Here is a 14,386-nt window from a genome sequence, read left to right as displayed (position 1 = left end):
CGCCCCTTCTGCTTTCCTACTTCTCGGTGTTGCCCATGGCACTCCGCAGCGTCGTCAATAAATCCATCGGCAACGGAAACACGATCGTCGAACTCTTGTCCCCGGCGATCTGCGTCAGCGTCTGCATATAGCGCAGCTGCATCGCCTGCGGCTGCCGCGCCAGCATCTGCGCCGCTTCCAGCAGCTTCTCGGATGCCTGCAGCTCGCCCTCGGCGTGGATCACCTTGGCGCGCCGCTCGCGCTCGGCCTCGGCCTGCCGCGCAATCGCGCGCACCATCGACTCGTTCAGGTCGACGTGCTTGATCTCGACGTTCGAGACCTTGATCCCCCACGCATCGGTCTGCGCGTCCAGCACCTTCTGGATATCGAGGTTGAGCTTTTCCCGTTCGGCCAGCATCTCGTCCAGTTCATGCTTGCCGAGCACCGCTCGCAGCGTGGTCTGCGCGAGCTGGCTGGTGGCCTCGAGGAAGTTCGCTACCTGGATAATCGCCAGCTCAGGATCGACCACGCGGAAATACACAACCGCGTTCACCTTGACCGACACGTTGTCGTGCGAGATCACGTCCTGCGGCGGCACGTCCATCACCACCGTGCGCAGGTCCACCCGCACCATCTGCTGCACGGCGGGAATGATCAGCACCAGGCCCGGACCCTTCACCTTCCAGAAGCGCCCAAGCATGAAGACCACGCCGCGCTCGTACTCGCGCAGCACGCGGAACGACGTGATGATGAGCAGCGCCACCAGGAAGATCAATCCGCCGAAGCTGAATCCGAATGCCATGTTCACGCTCCCTTTTTTGGAGTCGGTTGAGCAGCAGAGGGCGCGGCGACCACTTCGAGCACCAGCCCGTGCCGCGCGGTCACCACCACCGGCGTGCCGCGCGCCAGCGGACTCGCGCTGCGCACGCGCCAGCGTTCGCCGCGCACCGAGGCCCAGCCTTCCTGGCCGGGTGCGTCAGGCACGTCGTCGAGCAGTTCGCCGCGGCTGCCGACCAGCGTGTCGGCGCCGCTGACCACCGGCCGCCTGCGCGAGCGCAGCAGCAGCGCCGACATGCCGAATACAAAGAACGCCGACATCGCCGACAGCGCCGCCACCATCGGCAGCGGCACGCCGAAACCCGGCACGTCGGTGTCGATCAGCATCACCGCGCCGAAGGCAAAGGCAATGATGCCGCCCACGCCCAGCGCGCCGAAGGTCGGCAGGAACAGCTCGGCGACCATGCAGCCGATGCCGAGCACCACCAGCGCCAGCCCGGCATAGTTGACCGGCAGCATATGCAGCGCGAACAGCGCCAGCAGCAGGCAGATCGCGCCAACGATGCCGGGCACCACCATGCCTGGCGTGGAGAACTCGAAAATCAGCGCGTAGATGCCGATCATCATCAGCATCAGCGCCACGCTGGGCTCGGTGATGACGGCCAGGAAGCGGTTGCGCCAGTCAGGTTCCAGCGTCACCACCGGGGCATCGCGCGTGCGCAGTTCGCTGGTTTTGCCGCCCGCGGTGACCAGCTTGCGGCCTTCGACCTGGCGCAGCAGTGCGGGCAGGTCGGGCGCGACCACGTCGATCACCTTCTGCGCCAGGGCTTCGTCGGCCGACAGGCTGACGGCTTCGCGCACGGCGCGCTCGGCCCATTCGACATTGCGCCCGCGCAGCTGGGCCAGGCCGCGGATATAGGCCGAGGCATCGTGCATCTGCTTGCGCGCCATGGTGTCTGCCGCGGCAGGTTCGCTTGACGGCGCCGAGGCCGGCGTTGAGCCCGGCAGGGCGTCCGGCTTCTGCGGCCCGCCGATGCCGATCTGCACCGGGCTGGCCGCGCCCAGGTTGGTGCCCGGCGCCATGGCCGCGACATGGCTGGCGTAGAGGATGTAGGTGCCCGCGCTGGCCGCGCGTGCGCCGCCCGGATAGACATAGCTGGCCACCGGCACCGGTGACGCCAGGATTGCCTGGATGATCTCGCGCATCGAGGCATCGAGCCCGCCCGGCGTGTCCATTTCCAGCACCACCAGCTGCGCACCGCCTTCGCGGGCGCGCGCAATGCCGCGCAGGATAAAGCTGGCGCTCGCCGGGCTGACCGCGCCTTTGAGCGGGATCACGTAGACCGGCGGGGTGGCCGTGGCGGCAGGCGCGGAGGCGGGTGCGGCGCGCGCATGCAGGTTGGCGAAGCTGACGGCCAGTGCAGCGCTGCATGCCAGCACCAGGCCGGCCAGCAGCCGAATCGCCCGCATAAACGCGGTGGCAGGTTTCATCGCAAGGGCGGGGCACGCAGGGTGCCGGGGTGGCGCCACTTTCAGTGTAGGCCACCGGGCACATCTTGCATGGCGGCAATGTGCCGACAGCCGGTCGCCGCGAGGGCGCTCAGGCTGCGACGAGCTCGGCCTCGCCTTGCGGTCCGGGTGCGTGCTTGCGCAGCATATCGACCAGCGCATGCAGCGCGGCGCCCGCCATGGCCGGATGCCAGGCCAGCATGGTGCGCACGCGGCCCGCAGGCCCCAGGCCGTGCTGGCTGATGGCGGGCAGGTCCCGGTACAGGGCCAGCACCGATCGCGGCACGATCGCGGCGCCGATGCCGGCCGCCGCGCAGGCGACGATGGCATGGTAGGAGCCCAGCTCCAGTACGCGTGGCGGCGGGGCCGAGTCGCCGCCGGCATACCAGGCCTCGACGCGCGCGCGGTAGTTGCACCCGGACTCGAACGCCAGCAGCGTCGGCACTTCCAGGTCGGCGGAGGAGCGGATCGGGCGATGCCCGGCACGCGCGATTACCACCAGCTCCTCCTCGAAGGCGGGAACGGCCGCCAGCCCCGGCTCGGAAAGCGGCTCGGCGACAAAGGCGCAATCGACCTCGAAGCGCGCCAGCGCATCAAGCGCCTGCCGCGTCGCCAGCGTCACCAGTTCCAGCTGGACCTCGGGCCACGCCTGGTGGTACGCCGCCAGCACATTGGGCAAGCGGCTGGCCGCGGTGCTTTCCATCGAGGCGATGCGCAGGCGGCCGCTGGGACGTGCCGGCAGCACCGCCTGGCGCGCTTCCTCGGTCAGCTGCAGGATGCGGCAGGCGTAGTCGAACAGGGTCTGTCCCGCCGGCGTCAGCACCATGCGCCGGCCATCGCGCACGAACAGCTCGACCCCGAGCGACTGCTCCAGCTGGCGGATGCGAGTGGTCACGTTGGATTGCACCCGGTGCAGCCGCTCGGCCGCACGGGTGATGCCGCCGGCTTCGACGACGGCACGGAAGATTTCAAGCTCGGCAAGGTCCATGGCCATGGTCTCCGGAACGGGAATCCGAAATCCATCTCGACTAATGATGCATTACATCTGGATAATTCATTTTTCGGGATGGCATTCACAGCGTAGCATACAGGGACTGCAATGCAACCGCTGCGCCCACAGCCAGAGCCATGTCCAAGCTCCACAGCCTCGATCCCGACCAGGTCGCCGCCGCCAGCCCCACCACTTCGATACCGGCCGCGCCGTTGCGTCACGCCGGTCCGGTGGCGGTGGCGATGGCCGGCCTGGTGTCGCTGGCGGTGGTGATGGGAATCGGCCGTTTCGCCTTTACGCCCTTGCTGCCGATGATGCTGCACGACCGCATCGTCGACCTGCATCAGGGCGGCTGGCTGGCGACGGTCAACTACATCGGTTATTTCCTCGGTGCCGCGCTGTGCATGTTTATCCGCCCCGACGCCCTGCGCATGGTGCGCTGGGGCCTGGTGGCGACGGTGCTGCTGACGCTGGGCATGGCGCTGCCGGGGGGCATGCCGGCGTGGTCGCTGTGGCGCTTCGCCGCCGGCGTGGCCAGCGCGGTGGTGCTGGTCTATACCGCCGGCTGGTGCCTGCAGCGGCTGGCCGAACTGGGCAAGCCGCAACTGGGCGGGCTGATCTTCTGTGGGCCGGGGCTTGGCATCGTCGCCACGGGCCTGGGCGCCTCCGGCATGGTCGGCGCGGGCTGGCATGCCGACCATGGCTGGCTGGCCTTCACCGTCTTGGCCGCGGTGCTTGTGGCTCTGGTGTGGCGCATTTTCGTGGCGCCGCCGATCGCCGCGGACGCCGGCCAGGCGCGCGCCACTGGCGCCGCGCAGCCGGCCGGCGCCGCCGCGCGGCTCGACGCCCAGACCTGGACCCTGACGCTGGCCTACGGCCTGGCCGGCTTCGGCTACATCATCACCGCCACCTTCCTGCCTGTGATCGCGCGCGAGGCGCTGCCGGGCACGGTCTGGGCCGACCTGTTCTGGCCGATCTTCGGCGCCGGCGTAGCGGTCGGCGCCGTGCTGGCGACGCGGGTGAGCATGGCGCACGACAGCCGCAAGCTGCTGACGATTTCCTACGGCATGCAGGCGCTGGGCGTCGCGATTGCGGTGCTGTGGCCGACGGTGGCGGGGTTTGCGCTGAGCAGCCTGCTGGCCGGCCTGCCGTTCACCGCGCTGGTCGCCTTCGCCATGCGCGAGGCCCGGCGCCTGTGGGGCCCGCACGCGCCGCGGCTGATGGGGTTGATGACCGCGTCGTACGGCCTCGGCCAGATCGCCGGACCGCCACTGGCAACCGCGCTGGTGGCGCGCACTGGCGGCTTCGCCAGCTCGCTGGCCTGCGCGGCGGCGTCGCTGCTGGTGGGTGCGCTGGTGTTCGCCTGGATGCGCCGCGCCTGGCCGCTGGCGCCCGCACGGAGCGGATCGTGAAGGTGCGCTACAGTATCGCCTTTGCCGCCTGACGCGCCACGCATCGCGGCTGCCGCGCCTGCGCCGCAGCACAAGGCCGGGGCCGACCCCGGCACGCGAGACCGGGCGGCGCAGGAGCGAGCCCCATGTCTTTTGCCTTGCAGCCCGCGCGTGCCGCGGGCGCCTCCCCGCAGCCTGTCTCCGCCGAAGAGCAGCGCGTGCGCCTCGACCTTGCCGCCGCCTACCGGCTGGCCGCGCGCGAGGGCTGGGATGACCTGATCTACACCCATATCTCGGCCACCGTGCCCGGCGAGCCGGACCATTTCCTGATCAACCCGTTCGGCTTTGCCTTCGACGAGATCCGCGCCAGCGACCTGGTCAAGATCAATGGCCGCGGCGAGGTCGTCGGCGAGACTGTCCACCCGGTCAACGTCACCGGCTTCGCGCTGCACGCCGCCGTGCACGCGGCCCGGCCCGACGCGATGTGCGTGATGCACCTGCATAACACCGCCGGCATCGCGGTGTCGGCGCAGGCAGCCGGCCTGCTGCCGCTGTCGCAGCACGCGATGCGCTTTTACGGCCGCATCGCTTATCACGACTACGAAGGGCTGGCCTTCAGCCCGGCCGAAGGCGGGCGGCTGACCGCTTCGTTGGGCGAGCACCCCGCCATGCTGCTGCGCAACCACGGCACGCTGACCGTGGGCCGCACCGTGGCCGAGGCCTATGTGCTGATGGCGACGCTGATCAAGGCCTGCGAGATCCAGATCGCTGCGCAGGCGGGCGGCGCGCTGGTGCAGCCGGATCACGGCGTCGCCCACAAGACCTCCGGGCAACTGTTCGACAACGGCGCCATCGAGGGCGTGATGGAGTGGCCCGCGCTGCTGCGCAAACTCGATAGAATCGATCCTTCCTACCGGGACTGATTGCCACGTCCCGTGGCGACTACCTAGAACACCAATCATCACAAGGAGCATTGCATGCCGACTTTCCACGTCGAAATGTTTGAAGGCCGTACCATCGATCAGAAGCGCAAGTTCGTCGAGGAAGTGACGCGCGTCACCTGCGAGACGCTGGGCTGCTCGGCCTCGGCCGTCGACATCATCATCACCGACGTCAAGCGCGAGAACTGGGCCACCGGCGGCGAGCTGTGGGCCGACAAGAAGTAAGGCACTGAACGGCCTGGACACCATGCAGCACTTCGCCTCCGACAACTACGCCGGCTTCTGCCCGGAATCGCTCAAGTATTTCCTGGAAGCCAATGCCAGCGGCCACGAGCAGGCCTATGGCGACGACACCTGGACGCAGAAGGTCTGCGACCGCATCCGCGACCTGTTCCAGACCGATTGCGAAGTGTTCTTCGTGTTCAACGGCACGGCGGCCAACTCGCTGGCGCTGTCGGCGCTGTGCCAGTCGTACCACTCGGTGATCTGCCACGAACTGGCGCATATCGAGACCGATGAGTGCGGCGGCCCGGAGTTTTTCTCCAACGGCTCCAAGCTGCTGACCGCGCCGGGCGAGGACGGCAAGCTCACGCCCGATGCGATCGAGGCGCTGGTCACGCGCCGCTCGGACATCCACTACCCCAAGCCCAAGGTGGTGTCGCTGACGCAGTCGACCGAGGTCGGCACGGTGTACAGCGTGGAAGAGGTGCGCGCGATCGCGGCCATCGCCAAGCGCCGGCAGCTGCGCGTGCATATGGACGGCGCGCGCTTTGCCAATGCGGTGGCGTCGCTGGGCGTGCATCCGTCCGAGATCACCTGGCGCGCCGGCGTCGACGTGCTGTGCTTCGGCGGCACCAAGAACGGCTTGCCGGTGGGCGAGGCGGTGGTATTCTTCGACCGCCGCCTGGCCGAGGATTTTGCCTATCGCGTCAAGCAGGCCGGGCAGCTGGCGTCGAAGATGCGGTTTATCTCGGCGCCATGGCTGGGGCTGCTCGAGAACGATGTGTGGCTGGCCAACGCGCGCCATGCCAACGCCATGGCGCAACTGCTGCAGCAGCGCATTGCCGACATCCCCGGCGTGCGCATCATGTTCCCGACGCAGTCCAACGCCGTCTTCGCCGAGCTGCCGCTGCCGGCGATCGAGGCGCTGCGCGCCAGGGGCTGGCGCTTCTATACCTTCATCGGCGCCGGCGGCTGCCGCTTCATGTGTTCGTGGGACCTGCAGCCGCAGACGGTGGAGGCGCTCGCCGCCGACATGCGCGCGGCATGTGGCGCCTCAAGGGGTGCCTGAGCAGGTGCTTGAACGAGGCGGCGCGATCATTCTGATAACGAGACACCTACAGGAGCCCCCCAATGCAATACCGATTCTGCCCGCAGTGCGGCGCGCCGCTCGAGGTGCTGCCGCTGTCCGGGCGCGAACGCCATGCCTGCGTGCAGCATGAATGCGGCTTCGTGCACTGGAACAACCCGCTGCCGGTGCTGGCGGCGGTGGTGGAGTACCAGGACAAGCTGCTGCTGGCGCGCAACGCCGCCTGGCCGGAGAAGATGTTTGCGCTGGTGACGGGGTTCCTGGAGCGCGACGAGCCGCCCGAGCTGGGCGTGGCGCGCGAGCTGAAGGAAGAGACCAACCTCGATACCGAGTCGGTCTCGCTGATCGGCGTCTACGAGTTCATGCGCAAGAACGAGCTGATCATCGCCTACCACGTCAAGGCGACCGGCACCGTCCAGCTGTCCGAGGAACTGGCCGAATACAAGCTGGTGGCGCCCGAGGACGTGCGCGTGTGGTCGGCAGGTACCGGCTTCGCCGTGGCCGACTGGCTGGCCGCGCGCGGTTACCCGGTGCGCTTCTTCGACCGGCAGACCGGCGCGGATATTCCGGACCCGCGCCGCCCGCATGACTTCAGCCAGGTCGGGGCTTCGCTACAATATCGCTGGTGAGAGTCCCCCGAATAGCCTCAGAACCCGAAGGAAGAGACGAATGGAGTTCCAGAAAGAAGTGGATGCGCGCGGCCTGAACTGCCCGCTGCCGATCCTGCGCACCAAGAAGGCGCTGGCCGACATGGCCAGCGGCGAAGTGCTGAAAGTGCTGGCGACCGATCCCGGCGCGACGCGCGATTTCCAGGCCTTCGCCAAGCAGACCGGCAACGAGCTGCTGTCGCATTCGGAAGTCGACAAGGTGTTCGTGTTCTACATGCGCCGCCGCTGATCGATCTCGAAGAGAGACAAAGAAAAAGCCGCTTCAAGCGGCTTTTTCATTTGGTGAACGAGGCGAACGTTCAGCTGTTCGGCCGCGTCAGGTGCTCGCGCGATTCCAGATAGGCGCTGAATTCGGCGCCGACTTCCGGGTGCTTCAGCGCAAACTCGACCGTCGCCTTCAGGTAGCCCAGCTTGCTGCCGCAGTCATAGCGGCGCCCCTGGTATCGGTAGGCCAGCACCTGCTCCTGGCCCAGCAGCGACTGGATCGCGTCGGTCAGCTGGAACTCGCCGCCGGCGCCAGGCTTCAGCTCGCGCAGGTGGTCGAAGATGCGCGGCGTCAGGATGTAGCGGCCGACCACGCCCAGGTTCGACGGGGCGTCTTCCGGGGCAGGCTTTTCCACGATGCCCGATACCTTGATCACGCCTTCATCCCACTCGCGGCCATCGATCACGCCGTAGGAGCGGCTCTGCTCCGGCGAGATTTCCTCGACGCCCAGCACCGAGCAGTTGTAGTGGTTGAAGGTATCCACCATCTGCTTCATCACCGGCGGGTTGCCGTCGATCAGGTCGTCGGCCAGCATGATCGCGAACGGGGTGTCGCCGACCAGCTTGGCGGCGCACAGCACCGCGTGGCCCAGGCCCAGCGCCTCGGGCTGGCGCACGTAGTAGCACTCCACGTTGGCGGGCTTGATCGAGCGCACCACGTCCAGCAGCGCCTGCTTGTTCTTGGCTTCCAGCTCGACTTCCAGCTCGAAGGCCTTGTCGAAATGGTCCTCGATGGCGCGCTTGGAGCGGCCGGTGACGAAAATCATCTCGGTAATGCCGGCGGCCATGGCTTCTTCCACGGCGTACTGGATCAGCGGCTTGTCCACTACCGGAAGCATTTCCTTCGGGCTGGCCTTGGTGGCTGGCAGGAAGCGGGTGCCCAGGCCTGCGACCGGGAAGACGGCCTTGGTGACGCGATTTTCCATATCAGGTGTACCTCTCAGATGCTGGTTCATAACCCTGCCAGCCATTACCGGCGCCGTCTGTCCGGTTCCGTCCGACGCCGCTGGACGGAAACCAGACTGGCAGGGGCGTCATCGGCTGCCGGTCAGGCCGGCAGCCGTTGCAGCTGACCCTGCAGCTTGGCCAGCGTTTGCTCGAAATCAGCGAGTCGTTGCGTCTCTTGCGCCACCACGGCGGGCGGCGCCTTGGCGACAAAGCTTTCATTGGAGAGCTTGCCGCGGCACTTGCCGATCTCTGCAGCGATGCGTTCGACCTCTTTCGACAGGCGCGCGCGCTCGGCGGCGACGTCGATTTCGATCTTCAGCAGCAGGTGGTTGCCGCCGGCAATGGCTACCGGCGCACCTGCGCCTTCGGCCTGCAGGGTGCTCTCGTCTTCGAAGACGCGCACCTCGGAAAGTTTCGCCAGCGCCTGAATATGTGCGCTGGCCGCCTTCAGGAATTCGCTGTCGCCTTCGGCATAGAGCGGGATGCGCTGCGCCGGCGAGATGCTCATTTCGCCACGCAGGTTGCGGCAGGCATCGACCACTTCCTTCAGGCGCGCCACCCATTGCTCGGCGTCCTCGTCGATCTTGGCGACAGCCGGCAGCGGGTAGGACTGCAGCGAGATGGTCTCGCTGCCGTCGCCCTTGGCGCGGCCGGCAAGCGGGGCCACCTTCTGCCACAGCTCTTCGGTGATGAAGGGAATGATGGGGTGCGCCAGGCGCAGCACGGTCTCGAGCACGCGCAGCAGCGTGCGGCGGGTGGCGCGCTGCTGGGCTTCGGTGCCGGTCTGGATCTGCACCTTGGCCAATTCCAGGTACCAGTCGCAGTACTCGTCCCAGACGAACTTGTAGATCGCGTTGGCGATATTGTCGAAGCGGTACTCGGCAAAGCCCTTCTCGACCTCGGCTTCCACGCGCTGCAGCAGCGACACGATCCAGCGGTCGGCCTGCGAGAAGTGCAGGTAGCCGTCCGGGCCGCAGTCATTGTTGCACGGGCCCATGCCGCAGTCATGGCCTTCGGTGTTCATCAGCACGAAGCGGGTCGCGTTCCACAGCTTGTTGCAGAAGTTGCGGTAGCCCTCGCAGCGGCCGGTGTCGAAATTGATGTTGCGGCCCAGCGTCGCCAGCGAGGCGAAGGTAAAGCGCAGCGCATCGGCGCCGAAGGCGGGAATGCCCTCGGGGAATTCCTTCTTCGTCTTCTTCTCGATCTTGGGCGCGTCCTTGGGGCGGCGCAGGCCGGTGGTGCGCTTCTTCAGCAGCGTGTCGAGGTCGATGCCGTCGATCAGGTCCACCGGGTCGAGCGTGTTGCCCTCGGACTTGCTCATCTTCTTGCCTTCCGAATCGCGCACCAGGCCGTGCACGTAGACGGTATGGAAGGGCACCTTGCCGACGAAGTGCTTGGTCATCATGACCATGCGCGCCACCCAGAAGAAGATGATGTCGTAGCCGGTGACCAGCACCGACGACGGCAGGAAGTGCTTCATCTCCGGGGTTTCCGCCGGCCAGCCCAGCGAGGAGAAGGGCACCAGCGCCGACGAGAACCAGGTGTCGAGCACGTCTTCCTCGCGGCGCAGCGCGCCGGTGCTGCCGGCGGCGCGGGCCTTGGCGAGCGCTTCCTCTTCGGTGCGGCCGACGAAGCAGTTGCCGGCATCGTCGTACCACGCCGGGATCTGGTGGCCCCACCACAGCTGGCGCGAAATGCACCAGTCCTGGATGTTGCCCAGCCACTGGTTGTAGGTGCTGATCCAGTTTTCCGGCACCAGCTTGATCTCGCCGCTCTGTACGGCTTCGAGCGCCACCTCGGCGATCGAGCGGCCCGGGTTGAAGGTGCCTTCCGGCGCCGGCTTGCTCATGGCGACGAACCACTGGTCGGTCAGCATCGGCTCGATCGCGCTGCCGGTGCGCTCGCTGCGCGGGGTCATCAGCTTGTGCTTCTTGACCTCTTCCAGCAGGCCTCGCTTGTCGAGGTCCTCGACGATAGCCTTGCGCGCGTCGAAGCGGTCCAGGCCGGCGTAGGCGGCCGGCGCGTCGGCAACGACCTTTGCTTCCAGCGTCAGGATCGACAGCTGCGGCAGGTTGTGGCGCTGGCCGACGGCATAGTCATTGAAGTCGTGGCCCGGGGTCACCTTGACCACGCCGGTGCCGAACTCGCGGTCGACGTATTCGTCGGCGATCACCGGAATCTGGCGGCCGGTCAGCGGCAGGTGCACCGATTTGCCGATCAGGTGCGCGTAGCGCTCGTCTTCCGGGTGGACCATCACGGCCACGTCGCCCAGCATGGTTTCCGGACGCGTGGTGGCCACGGTCAGGTGGGTCAGGCCGCGCTTGGCGTCAGCCTCGACCAGCGGATAGCGGATATGCCACAGCGAGCCTTCTTCCTCGACGCTGTCGACTTCCAGGTCCGACACGGCGGTGCCCAGCACCGGATCCCAGTTGACCAGGCGCTTGCCGCGGTAGATCAGGCCCTGCTCGTACAGGCGCACGAACGCTTCGGTCACCGCCTTCGACATCTCCGGCGACATGGTGAAGTACTCGCGGCTCCAGTCGATCGACGCACCCATGCGGCGCACCTGGCGGGTGATGGTCGAGCCCGACTCTTCCTTCCAGGCCCACACCTTCTCGGTGAACTTCTCGCGGCCGAGGTCATGGCGCGACACGCCCTCGCCCTCGAGCTGGCGTTCCACCACGATCTGGGTGGCAATGCCGGCGTGGTCGGTGCCCGGCACCCACAGCGTGTTGGCGCCCAGCATGCGCGCGTGGCGCGCCAGGCCGTCCATGATGGTCTGGTTGAAGGCATGGCCCATGTGCAGCGTGCCGGTCACATTCGGCGGCGGCAGTTGGATCGCGAAGTCCGGGCGGGCAGGGTCGAAGGTCGGCTTGGCGATGCCGCGGCTCTCCCACTCGGGGGCCCATTTCGCCTCGATGGCGGCGGGTTCGAAGCTCTTGGCAAGCGATTGGTCTTGGGCGGTCATGCTGGGATGTCGAGGTTGGCGTCTGGATGCGTCGCAGGGCTGTAGCGGGGTGCGGCGGCCTGCGCCTGGCGGCCTTGCGCCAGTGAAACCCCAAATTATACGGGGGCGGGCCGGTCGCTGCCTATTTTGCGGACAGCGGCCCCGGGCGGGAAAGGCTGGCTAAGGCAGGTGCGCGCCTGCATGCAGGGCAGTTTTCGCCGCTCGGATGTGACGGATCGGACAGGGCCGACCGGTATAATTGGCGCCATTCCACAAGGCCCCTCCGATGTCCGACCTGCTCGCCAACCTCAATGCCGAACAACTTGCCGCCGTCACACTGCCTGACGAGCCGGCGCTGATCCTGGCGGGCGCGGGCAGCGGCAAGACCCGCGTGCTGACCACGCGCATCGCCTGGCTGCTGCAGAACGGCCGGGTCTCGCCGGCGGGCATCCTGGCGGTGACCTTCACCAACAAGGCCTCGAAGGAAATGCAGACGCGGCTGCAGTCGATGCTGCCGATCAACACCCGCGGCATGTGGATCGGCACCTTCCACGGCCTGTGCAACCGCATGCTGCGCGCGCATTTCCGCGACGCCGGCTTGCCGCAGACCTTTGCCATCCTGGACAGCCAGGACCAGCTTTCGGCGCTCAAGCGGCTGCTTAAGTCGCTCAACGTCGACGACGAGAAGTACCCGGCCAAGAACCTGCAGTACTTCATCAACAACGCCAAGGAGCAGGGCCTGCGCCCGGCCGACGTCGAGGCCAACGACGACTTCAACAAGCGCTTCGTCGACCTCTACGCCGCCTACGACATGCAGTGCCAGCGCGAGGGCGTGGTCGACTTTGCCGAGCTGCTGCTGCGCTGCTACGAACTGCTGCGCTATAACGACGCGATCCGCCAGCACTACCAGCACCGCTTCCGCCATGTGCTGATCGACGAGTTCCAGGACACCAACGTGCTGCAGTACCAGTGGCTCAAGCTGCTGGCCGGCCACGGCACGCAGAACCCGGCCGCGGTCTTTGCCGTGGGCGACGACGACCAGAGCATCTACGCCTTCCGCGGTGCCAACGTCGGCAATATGCGCGACTTCGAGCATGAGTTCCGCGTGCGCCGGCTGATCAAGCTGGAGCAGAACTACCGCTCGCACGGGCATATCCTGGATTCTGCCAACCACCTGATCTCGCACAACGCGCGCCGCCTGGGCAAGAACCTGCGCACCGACGCCGGCCATGGCGAGCCGGTGCGCGTGTACCAGGCCGGCACCGACGGCCAGGAAGCGGGCTGGATCATCGAGGAAATCCGCGACCAGATCGCGCAGGGCGCCAGCCGCGCCGAGATTGCCATCCTGTACCGCAGCAACGCCCAGTCGCGCGTGATCGAACACGCGCTGTTCTCCGCCGGCATCCCGTACCGCGTCTATGGCGGCCTGCGCTTCTTCGAGCGCGCCGAAATCAAGCACGCGCTGGCGTATATGCAGCTGCTGGAAAATCCGCGCAACGATGCCGCCTTCGGCCGCGTGGTCAACTTCCCGGCGCGCGGCATCGGCGCGCGTTCGCTCGAGGTGCTGCAGGACATGGCGCGGCAGTACGATTGCGCGCTGTCCGAGGCCGTGGCCTACGTGCCCGGCGCGGCCGGCAGCAAGCTTGCCGCGTTCACGCGCCTGATCGACAAAATGCGCGACGACACCCGCCGCATGACGCTGGCCGAGACCGTCGAGTACATGATCAACACCAGCGGCCTGATTACCCACTACCAGGGCGAGAAGGAAGGCCAGGACCGCATCGAGAACTTGCAGGAACTGGTGACTGCCGCGCAGGCCTTCGTGGTGGAAGAGGGCTACGGGCTGGATGCGCTCGCTGCGGTGATTCCCGCGGATCGTGCGCCCGCCATGCCGGTGCTGGCCGACGGCGACCAGTCCCAGCAGGTGCTCGACCCCGAGGCGCTGCCGGTGGTGATGACACCGCTGGTCGCGTTCCTGACGCATGCCTCGCTGGAGGCCGGCGACAACCAGGCCCAGGCCGGCCAGGACGCGGTGCAGATGATGACGGTGCACGCGGCCAAGGGGCTGGAGTTCGATGTGGTCTTCATCACCGGGCTGGAAGAAGGGCTGTTCCCGCACGAGAACAGCATGATGGACCCCGACGGGCTGGAAGAAGAACGCCGCCTGATGTACGTGGCGATCACGCGCGCGCGCGAGCGCCTGTTCCTGTCGTTCGCGCAGAGCCGCGTGCTGCATGGCCAGACCAAGTACCACGTGCGCTCGCGCTTCTTCGAGGAACTGCCCGAGGAAGCGCTCAAGTGGCTGACGCCCGCGGTGCAGGGCTACGGCGGCGTACGCCGCCAGGAACGCGACAATGCCTGGGGCCGCGACTGGTTCCGCAAGCCGGAGGATGTTCCCTACACCGGCACGCGCCCGACCGGCGGCATGGACAAGGGCAACGGCTATGCCGACGCCAAGCGCGAGGCGGGCACCGGCTTGCGCGTGGGCCAGTCGGTGTTCCACAACAAGTTTGGCGAAGGCGTGATCACCGCGCTGGAGGGCGAAGGCAACGACGCCCGCGCCAATATCAAGTTCAAGCGCCACGGCGCCAAGTGGCTGGCGCTGTCGGTGGCGAAGCTGGACGCGATCGACTGAGCGGCGCCGGCCTTCCCGCCGCCGCTC

At 67.3% G+C, this 14,386-nt stretch carries 12 protein-coding genes; 7 read left to right on the top strand and 5 right to left on the bottom strand.

All coding sequences use genetic code 11. The annotated features are described in order from the left end of the window. Positions 1 to 16: 16 nt before the first annotated feature. From AC5WJ1_RS12450 to AC5WJ1_RS12440, 3 genes are all read right to left on the bottom strand, one after another. Positions 17 to 781: a slipin family protein gene (locus AC5WJ1_RS12450; protein ID WP_133097405.1), complete on the bottom strand. Its 765-nt coding sequence runs from the start codon at positions 779 to 781 to the stop codon at positions 17 to 19. 2 nt (positions 782 to 783) lie between these two features. Beyond that, the gene (locus AC5WJ1_RS12445) at positions 784 to 2,247 is read right to left on the bottom strand and encodes an NfeD family protein (RefSeq protein ID WP_135705655.1); all 1,464 of its coding nucleotides are present in this window, start codon (positions 2,245 to 2,247) and stop codon (positions 784 to 786) included. 109 nt (positions 2,248 to 2,356) lie between these two features. After that, the gene (locus AC5WJ1_RS12440) at positions 2,357 to 3,253 is read right to left on the bottom strand and encodes a LysR family transcriptional regulator (RefSeq protein WP_135705654.1); all 897 of its coding nucleotides are present in this window, start codon (positions 3,251 to 3,253) and stop codon (positions 2,357 to 2,359) included. A 140-nt stretch (positions 3,254 to 3,393) separates the two neighbouring features. Here AC5WJ1_RS12440 and AC5WJ1_RS12435 point away from each other — a divergent pair, with 140 nt between their 5' ends. The 6 genes from AC5WJ1_RS12435 (at position 3,394) to AC5WJ1_RS12410 (ending at position 7,794) form a co-directional block, all read left to right on the top strand. Then, positions 3,394 to 4,668 (top strand): YbfB/YjiJ family MFS transporter, encoded by a 1,275-nt coding sequence (locus AC5WJ1_RS12435; RefSeq protein ID WP_135705653.1) that lies wholly within the window; start codon positions 3,394 to 3,396, stop codon positions 4,666 to 4,668. 125 nt (positions 4,669 to 4,793) lie between these two features. Further along, positions 4,794 to 5,570 carry a class II aldolase/adducin family protein gene (locus AC5WJ1_RS12430; protein WP_135705652.1) on the top strand — a complete coding sequence of 259 codons (777 nt, stop codon included), beginning with the start codon at positions 4,794 to 4,796 and terminating at the stop codon, positions 5,568 to 5,570. 54 nt (positions 5,571 to 5,624) lie between these two features. Further along, a complete protein-coding gene (locus AC5WJ1_RS12425) occupies positions 5,625 to 5,813 on the top strand; it encodes a 4-oxalocrotonate tautomerase (RefSeq protein WP_029045525.1) in 189 nt (62 codons plus the stop codon). 22 nt (positions 5,814 to 5,835) lie between these two features. Continuing rightward, on the top strand, positions 5,836 to 6,879 hold the full coding sequence (locus AC5WJ1_RS12420) for a threonine aldolase family protein (protein ID WP_135705651.1): 1,044 nt from the start codon (positions 5,836 to 5,838) through the stop codon (positions 6,877 to 6,879). 62 nt (positions 6,880 to 6,941) lie between these two features. Further along, complete coding sequence (locus AC5WJ1_RS12415; protein ID WP_133097410.1) at positions 6,942 to 7,526, top strand: NUDIX domain-containing protein; 585 nt, start codon at positions 6,942 to 6,944, stop codon at positions 7,524 to 7,526. A gap of 40 nt (positions 7,527 to 7,566) precedes the next feature. Further along, positions 7,567 to 7,794, top strand: a complete 228-nt coding sequence (locus tag AC5WJ1_RS12410; protein WP_029045528.1) for a sulfurtransferase TusA family protein — start codon at positions 7,567 to 7,569, stop codon at positions 7,792 to 7,794. Positions 7,795 to 7,864: 70 nt separating this feature from the next. On the opposite strand, the gene galU is transcribed toward AC5WJ1_RS12410, so the two are convergent. Then, positions 7,865 to 8,755 carry a UTP--glucose-1-phosphate uridylyltransferase GalU gene (galU, locus tag AC5WJ1_RS12405; RefSeq protein ID WP_133097411.1) on the bottom strand — a complete coding sequence of 297 codons (891 nt, stop codon included), beginning with the start codon at positions 8,753 to 8,755 and terminating at the stop codon, positions 7,865 to 7,867. A 122-nt stretch (positions 8,756 to 8,877) separates the two neighbouring features. Continuing rightward, positions 8,878 to 11,745 carry a valine--tRNA ligase gene (locus AC5WJ1_RS12400; RefSeq protein ID WP_133097412.1) on the bottom strand — a complete coding sequence of 956 codons (2,868 nt, stop codon included), beginning with the start codon at positions 11,743 to 11,745 and terminating at the stop codon, positions 8,878 to 8,880. Between the two features lie 265 nt (positions 11,746 to 12,010). On the opposite strand from AC5WJ1_RS12400, the gene AC5WJ1_RS12395 reads away from it, so the two are divergent. Then, positions 12,011 to 14,359: a UvrD-helicase domain-containing protein gene (locus tag AC5WJ1_RS12395; RefSeq protein ID WP_195427335.1), complete on the top strand. Its 2,349-nt coding sequence runs from the start codon at positions 12,011 to 12,013 to the stop codon at positions 14,357 to 14,359. Positions 14,360 to 14,386 lie beyond the last annotated feature (27 nt).

Source organism: Cupriavidus sp. MEYA8 (genome assembly GCF_059278825.1).
Note: the sequence above shows the minus strand (reverse complement) of the source record. Positions and strands in the feature narration are given on the sequence as shown.